At 65.5% G+C, this 12973-nt stretch carries 11 protein-coding genes; 10 read left to right on the top strand and 1 reads right to left on the bottom strand.

Features of this window, described 5'->3' with window-relative positions:
- Positions 1–85: 85 nt before the first annotated feature.
- Positions 86–1033 carry a S66 peptidase family protein gene (locus F0185_RS06260; protein ID WP_229476781.1) on the top strand — a complete coding sequence of 316 codons (948 nt, stop codon included), beginning with the start codon at positions 86–88 and terminating at the stop codon, positions 1031–1033.
- A gap of 39 nt (positions 1034–1072) precedes the next feature.
- On the opposite strand, the gene F0185_RS06255 is transcribed toward F0185_RS06260, so the two are convergent.
- Positions 1073–1732, bottom strand: coding sequence for a hypothetical protein (locus tag F0185_RS06255; RefSeq protein ID WP_167222584.1), 660 nt, complete (start codon positions 1730–1732; stop codon positions 1073–1075).
- Positions 1733–2535: 803 nt separating this feature from the next.
- On the opposite strand from F0185_RS06255, the gene F0185_RS06250 reads away from it, so the two are divergent.
- The 9 genes from F0185_RS06250 to F0185_RS06210 all read left to right on the top strand — a co-directional run bounded on the left by F0185_RS06250 (position 2536) and on the right by F0185_RS06210 (position 12971).
- Entirely contained in the window at positions 2536–5016 is a 2481-nt protein-coding gene (locus tag F0185_RS06250; protein WP_229476779.1) for a M4 family metallopeptidase, read from the top strand.
- A gap of 154 nt (positions 5017–5170) precedes the next feature.
- Entirely contained in the window at positions 5171–6361 is a 1191-nt protein-coding gene (locus F0185_RS06245) for a type II secretion system F family protein (protein WP_167222580.1), read from the top strand.
- The gene (locus F0185_RS06240; protein WP_167222578.1) at positions 6358–8055 is read left to right on the top strand and encodes a GspE/PulE family protein; all 1698 of its coding nucleotides are present in this window, start codon (positions 6358–6360) and stop codon (positions 8053–8055) included. Before F0185_RS06245 ends, F0185_RS06240 begins: the two co-directional genes overlap by 4 nt.
- Complete coding sequence (locus F0185_RS06235; protein WP_167222576.1) at positions 8042–8848, top strand: hypothetical protein; 807 nt, start codon at positions 8042–8044, stop codon at positions 8846–8848. The genes F0185_RS06240 and F0185_RS06235 overlap by 14 nt, the downstream gene beginning before the upstream one ends.
- Positions 8849–8850: 2 nt before the next feature.
- On the top strand, positions 8851–9402 hold the full coding sequence (locus F0185_RS06230) for a hypothetical protein (RefSeq protein ID WP_167222574.1): 552 nt from the start codon (positions 8851–8853) through the stop codon (positions 9400–9402).
- Complete coding sequence (locus F0185_RS06225) at positions 9390–10004, top strand: type 4a pilus biogenesis protein PilO (RefSeq protein ID WP_167222572.1); 615 nt, start codon at positions 9390–9392, stop codon at positions 10002–10004. Before F0185_RS06230 ends, F0185_RS06225 begins: the two co-directional genes overlap by 13 nt.
- Positions 10001–10540, top strand: coding sequence for a hypothetical protein (locus tag F0185_RS06220; RefSeq protein ID WP_167222571.1), 540 nt, complete (start codon positions 10001–10003; stop codon positions 10538–10540). Before F0185_RS06225 ends, F0185_RS06220 begins: the two co-directional genes overlap by 4 nt.
- Positions 10537–12504, top strand: coding sequence for a secretin GspD/PilQ domain-containing protein (locus tag F0185_RS06215; protein ID WP_229476777.1), 1968 nt, complete (start codon positions 10537–10539; stop codon positions 12502–12504). The genes F0185_RS06220 and F0185_RS06215 overlap by 4 nt, the downstream gene beginning before the upstream one ends.
- Entirely contained in the window at positions 12501–12971 is a 471-nt protein-coding gene (locus F0185_RS06210; protein WP_370663983.1) for a prepilin-type N-terminal cleavage/methylation domain-containing protein, read from the top strand. The genes F0185_RS06215 and F0185_RS06210 overlap by 4 nt, the downstream gene beginning before the upstream one ends.
- Positions 12972–12973 lie beyond the last annotated feature (2 nt).

Genomic DNA, 12973 nt, shown 5'->3' with positions numbered 1-12973 from the left:
CCGGCGCGCGTTTGCGGGCCTGGCGGCCGGCGCAGTGTTGCTGCCATCCACATCCCACAGTGCGCCACGACCGATGCCGCGAACCTTGCTCAAACCTCCCCGCCTGCGCGCCGGCGACCTGATCGGCCTGGTGGCTCCTGGCGGGCGCATCAATGACGAAGCCATCGCCTACGCGGTGGCGCGCATCGAAGCGCTGGGTTTCCGCGCCAGGCTGGCCAAGAACCTGCGCGCCGTGCACGGCGGCTACGCCGGCGCGGTGCAACAGCGCGTCGACGACCTGCACGCCATGTTCAGCGACCGCGAGGTTAAGGCGCTCTGGTGCGTGCGCGGCGGTTCCGGCTGCATTTCCTTGCTCGCGCACATCGATTACGCGCTGATCCGCGCCCATCCCAAGGTCCTGCTCGGGTATTCCGACATCAGCGCGCTGCAACTGGCCATCCTCAAGCAATCGCGGCTGGTGACCTTCCACGGGCCGGTGGCCCTCTCCGGCGCGTCCGACTACGCGGTGGAGCACATGCTGGCCGTGCTGATGCATCCGCAGGACAGCTACACGATTCCGATGGCGCTCGAGAACAGCCGGCGCGCGCTGCTCGAGCCGCATTTCGCCCTGCGCACGGTGACTGCCGGCCAGGCCACCGGTCCGCTCATCGGCGGCAACCTGAGCCTGGTCAGCGCGCTGATGGGCACGCCATATGCTGCGGACTTCCGCAAAGCAATTTTGTTCCTGGAAGAAGTGAATGAAGCGCCCTACCGGATCGACCGCTGGCTGACCCAGCTCGACCTGACGCTCGGCTTGCGCAACGCGGCGGCGGTGATGATCGGCATTTGCGACCGCTGCGGGCCGGAAGATGAAGAACCCTCGTTAAGCCTGGATGAAACCCTCGACCAGCACTTGAAACCGCTGGTGATCCCGGCCGTGAGCGGCTACTCCTTCGGCCACATCCGTCACCAGTTCACCCTGCCGCTGGGCGTGATGGCCCGCCTCGACACCGCGCGCCAGACCGTCACCCTGCTCGAGCCCGCCGTTTCCTGACAACCCCACCCCGGTGTCAGGTCTGACACCAGCTGTTGCTCAGTGCGACACGATCTGCGACAGCACCGAAAACGCCGGCCCGGTCTGCGGTTGCTCGAGCAGGACGGTCAGCTCGGAAAACGTGCACATCATGGTGACGACGTTGATCTTGTTCCACGCCAATTTTTTCAGCACGCCGTGGTAAATGCCCGGCGTTTTCAGCGCGTCGGGATTGAGGCGCAGGGTCAGCGCGGTCAGGTTTTCTATCCGCGCAATATGGCGCTCGCTGGCAAAGGCCGATTCGACCATATGGATCAGCGGCCGGCTGCATACCACCAGAATTTCGTGCACCCCGCGCGTGACCGAGACGAAACTGCCCGGATGGCGCTCGGCCAGGGCCAGCAGTTCGCGCTGGCATTCGTTGCTGTTGTCCGACAGCCGGTAAGTCACCAGGGTCAGGTCGGTGCGCGTGGTCAGTTCGCTGGTGCGCGGCGAGATGACGATCGGCGGCGACGGGGCCGCCTGCGGCAGGCGCTCGGACAGGCGCCGCAGCGCCATCACCACCGCCGCCTGCCCCACCGGCTTCCACAGATCCGATTCGAGCTGGGGCCGCAACTGGCGCGCCAGCTCCGACAGGTTGATCAGCCCGAGCGATATCCCTTCCGTCAGGAACGCCGATTCCGACACTATTTGCTCAACTTTGGTCGCGATCGAAAGCATCTCTCTCCGGTCCTCATTGGGTAGCCGCCGCCCATCCGCGCGCGCGACATGCAAGGGGCCGGCCCTGTCGCTGCGTGCGCATGATTGTCGCTCTGTTACCGTGAATTGGTTCTTTTCGACTGTCCTACTGGGCACTGCTCATTGCCGCAATCTCCTGCTGCACGTGCACCATTGGCAAGTCGTTCAGGTCGGCTGGGTTCTCTGGGGATCGGGCTTGGGCAATAGCACCGGGGGAGGAGACAAACATGCCCATGCATAGCTGAAGTGTGACGTCATGATTTTCCCGTTAACTGATTGCGCTTTATCCGGAGTGTGCCCCGTGCGCTTTAATCCATGTCGCCTGAGAGTTTTTCCCGGCAACTGAGAACGAGTGTAGACCGCATCCCCGCTCTAACGCAATCGAATTGAGTTCGTTTTCCACGTGAATTGTTACATTTCCGCACGTCTTAGAGTACGGCATCTAATTGCCTGCGATGTGGGAAAAATGCCTCACATTGATCTATGTCAACAAAACATTCTTCAGGCAATTTGCCTTGTATACCGTTCAGTTTCTCGAAAAGAATGTCTAAAACTGAACATTTGGTGTGCATACGACCAAATCACCCATTTTTTTGACTTGGCTTAAGGAACAGGAATAGTGTGGATTCTCTCGCGTTCACCGGACCAACTCATCGGCGCGCTCGGGCGGCCGCCACAGCATTGTGGCCAGCAGTTTCATCTCATTCAATCACTGAACTACCAATGGAGAAATAATGAACTTCCGCAAAACTTTGCTCGCTGCTACGATTGCTGCACTGCCTCTGATGATGGTTGGCCAAGCCCTTGCCAACGCCCCGATCATGGCCGGTCCGACCGCCCTGAGTTCGCCGCAACAGGGCCAGGCCCTGGTTGCCAAGCTGGCCGCCACGCGCGCCACCCACGGCCTCGACGCCGACCACGGTTTCTCCATCACGGTCCAGCATCCCGGCGTGATCGGCACCCGCATCAGCCGCGCCGCCCACACCTACAAAGGGGTGCGGGTGTTTCAGTCGGAATCGGTGGTGGTGACCAACGATAACGGCGATATCATCAGCGAGTCGATTTCGGACCGCCGCTCGGGCCTGGGCCAGGGTAGCGGCGGCAATGCCGCCCTGCGCGCGCGCACCGCCGGCTTTAACGTGCTGCCGCAAATCCAGAGCGCCGCCGCGATCGACCTGGTGGTCAAAAAAGTGTCGCCGAACGCGGTGCACCAGACCCCGCCGAGCGCCGAGCTGATCATCTATCCGGTGGTGACCACCAAGCGCGCTCCCGGCGCCCTGAACAAGTCCGAAGCCCAGCTCAACGCGCTCGACCTGGTCGAGGAAGTGAGCGACTACGCGCTGGCCTACCTGGTCAAGACGCGCATGATGGAAGGCATCAATCCGGTCTTCTACGACACCATCATCAGCGCCGCCGACGGCAGCGTGCTGAAACAATGGCGCGCGCTGCAAACCGTGGCCGGCACCGGCAAGAGCCAGTACAACGGCACCGTGCCGCTCAACACCAGCGAGTCCGGCGGCACCTACACGCTCAAGGATCCGTCGCGCGGCACCGGCGGCACCTACGGCATGATGGCGATCACCAACGCCAACCATGGCACCAGCGCCGGCCAGGTCTACACCAACAGCACCAATAGCTGGGGTGACGGCTTGCAATACAACGGCGGCAGCACCACCAACGCCAACGGCCAGACCGCGGCGGTGAACGCCATGTGGGGCCTGATGAACACCTACGACACCTTGAAAAACGTGCTCGGCTGGCAATCCCTGGACGGCAACAACACCTCGACCTACATCGCCGCCCACGTCAACACCAACTATGACAACGCCTACTACAGCGATGGCTGCAAGTGCATGTTCATCGGCGACGGCGGCAGCGGCTTCTACAGCCTCGGTTCGATCGACGTGATCGGCCACGAAATGGGCCACGGCGTCACCAACGCCACCTCGGACCTGACCTACGCCGGCGAATCGGGCGGCCTGAACGAATCGAGCTCGGACATCACCGGTGAAATGGTGGAAGCCTATGCGCGCGCCGGCGGCACCGGCACGGTGATTCCGAACACCGGCAATGACTGGTCGATGGGCAAGGAAATCGCCAAGTCCGGCAATCCGCTGCGCTATCTGTACAAGCCTAGCCTGGACGGTTCCAGCCCGAACGCCTGGAGCAGCACCATCAAGAACCTGGACGTCCACTACAGCAGCGGCCCGAACAACCGCATGTTCTATTTCCTGTCGCAAGGTTCGAACGCCAGCTCCTCGTCCAATTACTACAGCCAGTACCTGGTCAAGAGCCCGGCCGCAATGACCGGCATCGGTAGCGACAAAGCCTTCCGCATCTGGTTCAAGGCCGCCACCACCAAGTTCACCGCCTCGACCAACTACGCCGACGCGCGCAACAAGGTCATCGCCGCCGCCAACGAACTGTATGGCGTGGGCAGCAAGGAAGCGGTCGCCGTCACCCGTGCTTACGCGGCAATTAACGTCGGCGCCGACGTCGACGAAGGCGGTACCCCGGGCGGCGGCGTGTCGATCAGCTCGCAGCCAGCGAGCGTGACCGTGCAAGCCGGTTCCACCGCAACCTTCTCGGTCGTGGCCACCGGCGGCACCGCGCCGTACAAGTATCAGTGGCTGCGTAACGGCACGGCCATTGCCGGCGCCACCTCGGCCACCTACAGCCTGACCGCGCAAACCACCGACAGCGGCGCCGTGTTCAGCGTGAAAGTGACCGATTCGGCCAACAGCCCGACCACGGCCACCAGCTCCAACGCCACCCTGACGGTGGGCGGCGGCGGCGGCAACGGCACCGAACGCGTCGTCAACGGCGGTTTCGAGAGCGGCACCACCGGCTGGGCCGGCAGCACCGGCGCTATCGGCTCCTTCAGCGGCCAGTCGGCCTACGAAGGCACGCGTTTCGCATGGCTGGGTGGCAACGGCACCACGACCAGCGAAACGCTGACCCAGAAAGTCGACATTCCATCGACCGCCACCACGGCCTCGCTCAGCTTCGCGCTGCACATCGATACCGCGGAAACCGAAAACGTGGCCTACGACCGCCTGACCGTCACGGTCAAGAATGCCTCCGGCAGCGTGCTCGCCACCCTGGGTACCTACACCAATCTGACCAAGGCGTCGGGCTACCAGGTGCGTACCTTCAACCTGCTGCCGTACAAGGGCCAGACCGTGACCCTGTCGTTCGCCGCGCGTGAAGATTCGTCGCTGCAAACCTCGTTCGTGGTCGACAAAGTGAGTCTGGTAACGCAATAACCGGGTGACCCCACAAGAGGATGGCTGGCTGTCCGTCCTCTTTTTTCAGCTCCGGCTTCGGCCGGGGCTATTTTTCATTTATGGAGGCGTGATGTCACCTGGATAACCAGGCCGAAGTGTGATGCAGGGAGTCAATTAGTACAAAGGGTTAACCATGCAGTTTCAACTCCAGGTCCAGGCCGCTGCCGCAGCAGGCAGCCGCCAGCATATCGCCATCGATGCCCCCAGCGAAGCCGATGCCATCCGCATCGCCGCGCGCAAGGGCTGGCGCGTGCTCGCCATCGAGCGCCCGCAGGCGCCAAGCGAGCCGCGCCGCAAGCAAGCGTTTCCCCTCATGCAGTTCAGCCAGGAGTTGCTGGCCCTGCTCGAAGCGGGGCTCAACCTCACCGAAGCCATCGCCACCTTGCACAACAAGGAAACCCAGCCCGGCACCCGCGCCACCATCGGCGCCATCTTGCAAACCCTACAACAGGGCAAGAGCTTGTCGGATACCTTGAACGATTTTCCCGCCATCTTCCCCGAAATCTACGTCGCCACCGTCCACGCGGCCGAGCGCTCCGGCAACCTGCCCGAAGCCCTCGGCCGTTTTGTCGCCTATCAGTTGCAGTTCGAAGCGATCCGCAAGAAGCTGGTCTCGGCCGCCATCTATCCGGTCATGCTGCTGGTGGTCGGCAGCCTGGTCACCCTGTTCCTGCTCGGCTACGTGGTGCCCAAATTCAGCGTGGTGTACGAAACCTCGGGGCGCGACATTCCCTGGGCCTCGAAAATGATGCTCGGCTTCGGCCAGCTCATGTCGGCCCATCCCTTCCTGTTCCTCGGTGCGCTGGCCGCGCTGGTCGGGGCCATCGTGTTCGCCCTCGGCCACCCGGCGATCCGCCAGCGCCTGGTCCTTGCGCTGCTGCGCCTGCCGGTGCTGTCCGCGCGCGCGGCCGAATTTCGCCTGGCGCGCTTGTATCGCGCCTTGAGCTTGCTGCTGCACGCCGGCATTCCCTTATCGAAAGGGCTGGCGATGGTCTCGGCCATGCTCCTGCCCGGCCAGCAACAGCAGCTCGACGCGGCGCGCCGCGCAGTGCAGGAAGGCATGCCGTTTTCCTGCGCGCTGGAACAGAACCAGCTGGCCACGCCGGTCGCGCAATCCTTGCTCAAGGTCGGCGAAAACACCGGCCGCCTGGGCGACATGCTGGAACGCTCGGCCCGTTTTCACGATGAAGAATTTGCGCGCTGGGTCGACTGGGCCTCGCGCCTGCTCGAACCGCTGCTCATGACCCTTATCGGCGTGGTCATCGGCGGCGTGGTGGTGCTGATGTACATGCCGATCTTCGAACTGGCCGGGAGCCTGTCATGAACGCGCCCGGTTTCCCCCACAATCAGGTAGCGAGCGTGCCGCTGTCGGCCGCGCTGGTGCAGCAGGCGCGCCTGGCCGCGCCAGGCCAGGGCCGGCCCATGCTGGTCGTGCTCGAAGAGATGACCGGCCTGGAGCCGGAAGCGTTCGTGGCCGAACTGGCCGCGCTGTTTTGCTATCCGCTGTGGACCATCGGCGCGCTGCAGGCCGGCACCCCGGCCTTCGGGCTGATGCCCTACACCGACTGCGCCCAGCGCGAGTGCGTGCTGATGGAAGGCGCGGCCGGCACGCCGGTGCTGGTGGTGGGCGACCCTTTCGCCGACGATACCCTGCAATGGGCCGACGCCGCCCTGCCCGCCGGCTTCTCGGTGGCGCTGACCCACCCGGACGAACTGACCGCCTACCTCGCGCAGCAGGAGAACGTGCAGCAAGCCATGGCCGGCATGGGCGGCGACGCCGACCAGGTCGAGAGCCTGGACCAGAGCATCGAAGACATCTCGCTGCTGCGTATCAGCGAAGACAGCAGCCCGGTGGTCAAGCTGGTCAACTCCACCATCTACGATGCGCTCAAGTTCCAGGCCAGCGATATCCACCTCGAATGCGACGGCGACAAGCTCATTATCAAATACCGGGTCGACGGGGTGCTGGTGCAGGCCGGCCAGGTGCAAGGCTTGCAGATGGCCGAACAGATCATCTCGCGCATCAAGGTCATGGCCGACCTGGACATCGCCGAACGCCGCATTCCGCAGGATGGCCGCTTCAAGGTGCGCGTCAAGGGCGCCGAGATCGACTTCCGCGTCTCGATCATGCCCAATATCTTCGGCGAAGACGCGGTGCTGCGCCTGTTGGACCGGCGCGCCCTGACCGAGGCGGCCCAGTCGCTGCGCCTGGAAAGCCTGGGCCTGAACGCCGACGCGATCGTGCTGATCCGGCGCCTGGCGGCCAAGCCGCACGGCATGCTGCTGGTGACCGGGCCGACCGGCTCGGGCAAGACCACCACCTTGTACGCGGCCATCACCGAGATCAACACGGGGCGCGACAAGATCGTCACCATCGAAGACCCGGTCGAATACCGCCTGCCGCGCGTGCTGCAAATCCCGGTCAACGAAAAGAAGGGACTGACCTTCGCCCGCGGCCTGCGCTCGATTCTGCGGCACGACCCCGACAAGATCATGATCGGCGAAATCCGCGACGACGAAACCGCGCAGATCGCGGTGCAGGCCGCGCTGACCGGGCACCTGGTGTTTACCACCCTGCACGCGAACAACGTGTTCGATGTGGTCGGGCGTTTCCTGCACATGGGCGTGGACGCCTACAGCTTCGCCGCCGCCCTGAACGGCATCGTGGCGCAGCGCCTGCTGCGCCTGAACTGCGAACACTGCGCGGTGCCGGTCCCGCCCGATCCGGACGAACTGCGCGACAGCGGCCTGGCGCTTGAACAGGTGCATGGCTGGCGCTTCAAGGCCGGCGCCGGCTGCGGCCACTGCCGCGGCACCGGCTACAAGGGCCGCAAGGCGGTGGCCGAAGTGTTGATGCTCAACGACGCCATGCGCGAAATGATCACCACCCGCGCGCCGGTCAGCCGCATGAAGGAAGAAGCTTCGCGCGCCGGCATCCGCCTGGTACGCGAGGCCGCGCTGGACCTGGTGCGCCAGGGAGAAACTACATTGATGGAGCTAAACCGTGTCACTTACTGAACTCTTCTCCAGCCGCACCGTGTGCGTCTCGCTCGCCCCCGACCTGCTCACCGCCGTGGTCCGCAGCGGCAAGCGCATCGTCGCCCACAGCGAAGTACGCATTCCCCTCGACCAGGCCGACGGCAAATGGGATGGCGCGCTGGCCGCCTTCGGCGCCTACCTGCGCACCGCCGGCGTCACCCTGAAAGGCGTGCCGGTGTCGGTCGCCCTCACCACGCGCTGGTGCCAGCTGGCCATGATCCCGTGGAGCGACGCCCTGCTGCACCAGGGCTCCGCGCAGCGCTTCCAGCAAGCCCAGTTCATCGGCATCTACGGCGACGCCGCGCGCACCTGGGAGATCGTGTGCGACGACGCGCCGTACGGCCAGCCACGCCTGGCCTGCGCCATCGAACGCGACTTCCTGCAAGGCTTGCAAGAGGTGGCGCGCGAGTGCGGCCACCCGTGCATGGCGATCGAGTCGGTGCTGTCGATCACCTGGCGCGCCATCGCTTCAAGCGCCCCGCGCGCCTTCGCGCTGGTCGAACCGGGCCGCCTGGTGCTGGCCGCCGCCGCCAACGGCCGCATTCACGCGGTGCAGGCGCAAGCCCTGCGCGGCCCGTGGGAAAGCGAACTGCCGCAAGCCTGGCAGCGCTGGACCCTGCGTGCGCCCGAGCTGGGCGAAATCGCGCAGGTGGCGCTGGTGACCCTCGACGAGCGGCCGGCGCTCCAGGCGCTGCCCGAGCACTTCGACATGGTCAAGCTGCCGCCGGCCCCGGCGCCCGGCTACGCCGCCGTGGCCATGATGAGGTGTTAAGCATGGCGCTGACCCAACTTAATTTTGTGCAGGGGGCGCCAGCGCCGAGGGGCTGGCGCCTGGCCTTGCTGGCCGGCGGCCTGCTGGCCCTTGGCGTGGCCGGCGTCGACTGGGTGGTGCAGGCGCGCCAGGCCGGCGCACTGGAAGCGCAGCTGGCGCAGTTGGCGCCGCGCGAAGCGCCGCAGGTGCGCCTGTCGGAAGCCGACCAGCGCGCGCAGGACCGCCAGCTGGCCATCATCGGCGACGCCGTGCGCCAATTGAACTTGCCGGTGACGCGCCTGGTCAACACCGTGCAGGCGCCGGCCGACATCCATGTTGCGCTGCTGGGGATGGACTTGAACAGCAAGCCGGAAGACGGCGCGAAGGTCGGCAGCGCCGCCGGCGGGCTGAAGATCGCGGCCGAAGCCGAAACCGCGGGCGACATGATGAACTACGTCTCCTACCTCAACGAGCAGGCCCTGTTCACCTCCGTGTACCTGGTCAAGCATGAATTGAACGGCGCGGCTGCCAACCGGCCGTATCGCTTTCAACTGGAGGCGCAATGGCAGGACTGAAAATCGCCAGCGCCGCACGGCAGGCGGGGGCGCCCTCGATGCTGGCCGCGCGCATCGCCTGGGAAGCGCGCCGCCATGGCGAGCGCCTGGGTTGGGGCGCCGCCGTCGGCGCCTGCGCGCTGGCCGCCGCCGTCCTGTGCGCGTGGCAGGGGCAGCGCCTCGAAGCGCGCCAGCACGAGCTGGCGCAGTCAATCGCCGCCGCGCGCGCCGCCAAACCCGCGCAGCAACGGGTGGCGCTGCCGGACGGCGCGCGCCGCGTGGCCGCCTTCTACGCCTGGCTGCCGGCCCATGAAACGATTCCCGACCTGCTCAAGCAACTGGTCGACGTGGCCACCAAGAATGGCGTGGTGCTGGCCAAGGCCGATTACAAGGCGCAGGCCGAAGACGGCGCCGCGTTCATGCGCTACCAGATCACGCTGCCGATCAAGGCCGATTACGCCAGGGTGCAGGCCTTCATCGTCGGCGCCTTGCGCGACATGCCGGCCCTGACCCTCGATTCCGTCACATTCAAGCGCGAGCAGATCGACACCGGCGAGGTCGAAGCGCGCGTGCATTTCAACCTGCTGGTCAGGAAGGCCGCAGCAAAAGGAGGACGCCGATGAAAAAGATGACGATGGCGGTGGCGTTGGGCGTGACGCTGCTGGCCTGCTATTTCGCCCCCGATGACGATACCGACCTGATCGCCCCGGCGCAGGCGCGCACCATCGCCCCGGCGCCGCTGGTGGTAGTGCGGGCGGCAGCGCAGGAAAGCGAAGCGCCGGCGCTCGACATTCGCCCGCGCGGGCAGGACGAAGAACTGGGCAACGCCTTTGCGCGCCAGGGCTGGCAGGCGCAGGTGCCAGTGACAGAGGCGGCGCCGGCCAGGCCGGCCGACAGCGCCGTCACCAAGCCGGTGCAGGCCAGGGCGGCGGCCAGCGCCGGCGGCGCGCCGGAACTGCCGATCCGCCTGCTGGGGCGCTTTCTTGACGACGGCAAGCAGGCCTACTTTTTACAGGTCGAGGAACGCAACGTGGTCGCCTACGTGGGCGACAAGATCGACGACAGCTACACCTTCGACAGCGCCGAAACGGACACGCTGACGTTCACGTATCTGCCGCTCCAGAAGAAACAAACACTCGCAGTAGGGGAGATGAATTGAATCGCACACTGACTGGTACCACCTTGCGCATGCTGGCTTTGGCCGCCGCGCTCGCCGCCTGCGCCGGCCCGCAAACCTTCAAGGAAGGCAAGGCCCTGATCGAGCAGGGACAAGTCGAGCAAGGCCTGGCCAAGCTCGAAGAAGCCGTGCGCCAGGACCCCGGCAACGCGGAGTACCGGATTGGCCTGTTGAACCGCAAGGCCAGCATCGTCAATGCCCTCAATGCGCGCGCCGACCAGCTGCGCGGCCAGGGCAATTTTTCCGAGGCCGACAAGCTCTCGGCCCGGGTGCTGGCGATCGACCCCGCCAACGCGGTCGCGCGGCAGGGCGTACAGGCGGGCGCGCAGGAACAGCGCCACAAGGAGATGGTGGCCGGCGCCGAAGCGTCGTGGCGGCGCGCCGGCGAAGCCGACCTGGCGCAGGCCCTCGAAGCGCTGCGCGTGGTGCTGCAGGAGCGCCCCAACCAGCGCGACGCGCTGGCGCTCAAAAGCCGTATCGCCGACGAACAGGCCAAAAAGAATCCCGGCGGCGGCAAGCTGGCAGCCGCCTACAAAAAACCTGTGACCCTGGACTTTCGCGACGCGCCGGTGCGCTCGGTGTTCGACTTCCTGGGCAAGGTGTCGGGCCTGAACTTCGTGTTCGACCGCGACGTGGACCCGGCCATCCGCACCACCATCTCGGTGCGCAATACCAGCCTGGAAGAAGCGATCCGCATGCTGCTCTCGGCCAACCAGCTCGAACAGACGGTGACGGGCGAGCGCGCCATCACCATCTATCCGAACACGGCGCAAAAGGTGAAGGATTACCAGCAACTGGTGGTGCGCAGTTTTTACCTGACCAATGCCGACGCCAAGACAGTCTCGTTTTCGATCAAGACCCTGCTCAAGGCCAAGGATATCGTTACCGACGACCGCCTCGGCATCATCATGATGCGCGACACGCCCGACATGATCCGCATGGCCGAACGCATCATCGCCATGCAGGACATGGCCGACCCGGAAGTGATGCTCGAAGTCGAGGTGCTGGAAGTCAAACGCACGCGCCTGATGGAGTTGGGCGTGCGCTGGCCCGACAAGGCCACCCTGAGCCTGGCGAACGTGGGCGAGACCCTGAAACCGCTCACGCTCGCCGACCTGGGAGGCATCAATCGCGGGCGCATCAACTTCGCCGTCGGCAGCGCCACCATCAGCGCCAACCAGGTCGACAGCGACAGCAACATCCTGGCCAATCCGCGCATCCGCGTGCGCAACAAGGAAAAGGCCAAGGTGCTGATCGGCGACCGGGTGCCGGTCATCACCGTCACCACCAACAACGGCGTGAGCTCCGACAGCGTGAACTATGTCGACGTCGGCCTCAAGCTCGACGTCGAGCCGAATGTGCACCTCGACGACGAAGTGGCGATCAAGATCAATCTGGAAGTGAGCAATGTGGTCAAGGAAGTGATCAGCAAGTCGGGCACGCAGGCGTACCAGATCGGCACGCGCAGCGCCGGCACGGTGCTGCGCCTGAGGGATGGCGAGACCCAGGTGCTGGCGGGCCTGATCAGCGACGAGGACCGGCGCAGCGCCGACAAGCTGCCGGGCCTGGGCGAACTGCCGGTGCTCAAGCGCCTGTTCGGCAGCCACAAGGACGATACCTCGCGCAGCGAGATCGTGCTGTCGATCACGCCGCGCATCCTGCGCGGGATGCGCCGGCCCGACCTGACGACCGCGCAATTCGATTCCGGTACCGAATCGAATGTGGGCGGCTACGGGCCCGGTCCGGGCGGCGGGGGCGCTGGCGGCGCCGCCGCGGGACAGCCGCAGGCGCAGCCGCAGCCGGTGGAAGCGCCGCCGTCGGCCATGACCGGCAACGATGGCCCGCCGCCGCAGCCGGCAAACAACGACAGCGCCAATGACAGCGCCACCGGCAACGGCAACGCAAAACCCCCGGGCGCCGATGCGCCGCGCAAGGTGATCCAGTGAAGGCGCGCGGCTTCACTTTCATCGAGCTGATGATCACGCTGGCGATCATGGGAACGCTGGCGGTGGTGGCGGTGCCGATGGCGCAGGTGGCGGTGCAGCGCGAAAAGGAGCGCAGCCTGCGCAGCGCCCTGATCGAGATCCGCGAAGGACTCGAAGCGTACAAGAAGGCGGCCGACCTTGGCCGCATCAAGATCGCGTCGGGCGACTCGGGTTATCCGAAAAAGCTGGAAGAACTGGTCGAGGGCGTGCCCGACCAGCTCAGTCCCGCCAAGAAGAACATCTATTTTCTGCGGCGCCTGCCGCGCGATCCGTTTGCCGCCCCGGACCAGGCGCGCGCCGCCGATACCTGGGCCAAGCGCGCGTATTCCTCTCCGCCCGATAACCCGAGCGAGGGCGAGGATGTGTTCGACGTCAGCTCGCGCTCGGCGGCGGTGGGATTGAACGGCGTGCCGCACAAACAATGGTGAGG

Source organism: Massilia rubra (assembly GCF_011682065.1).
GTDB lineage: Bacteria > Pseudomonadota > Gammaproteobacteria > Burkholderiales > Burkholderiaceae_D > Telluria_A > Telluria_A rubra.
This window is presented reverse-complemented; position numbering and strand designations above follow the sequence as displayed.

Bases quoted from the DNA above. Each gene is read 5' to 3' on its own strand.
- F0185_RS06240 (WP_167222578.1), top strand. From the start codon at position 6,358: ATGAACGCGCCCGGTTTCCCCCACAATCAGGTAGCGAGCGTGCCGCTG.
- F0185_RS06225 (WP_167222572.1), top strand. From the start codon at position 9,390: ATGGCAGGACTGAAAATCGCCAGCGCCGCACGGCAGGCGGGGGCGCCC.
- F0185_RS06255 (WP_167222584.1), bottom strand. From the start codon at position 1,732: ATGCTTTCGATCGCGACCAAAGTTGAGCAAATAGTGTCGGAATCGGCG.
- F0185_RS06245 (WP_167222580.1), top strand. From the start codon at position 5,171: ATGCAGTTTCAACTCCAGGTCCAGGCCGCTGCCGCAGCAGGCAGCCGC.
- F0185_RS06230 (WP_167222574.1), top strand. From the start codon at position 8,851: ATGGCGCTGACCCAACTTAATTTTGTGCAGGGGGCGCCAGCGCCGAGG.
- F0185_RS06220 (WP_167222571.1), top strand. From the start codon at position 10,001: ATGAAAAAGATGACGATGGCGGTGGCGTTGGGCGTGACGCTGCTGGCC.
- F0185_RS06250 (WP_229476779.1), top strand. From the start codon at position 2,536: ATGATGGTTGGCCAAGCCCTTGCCAACGCCCCGATCATGGCCGGTCCG.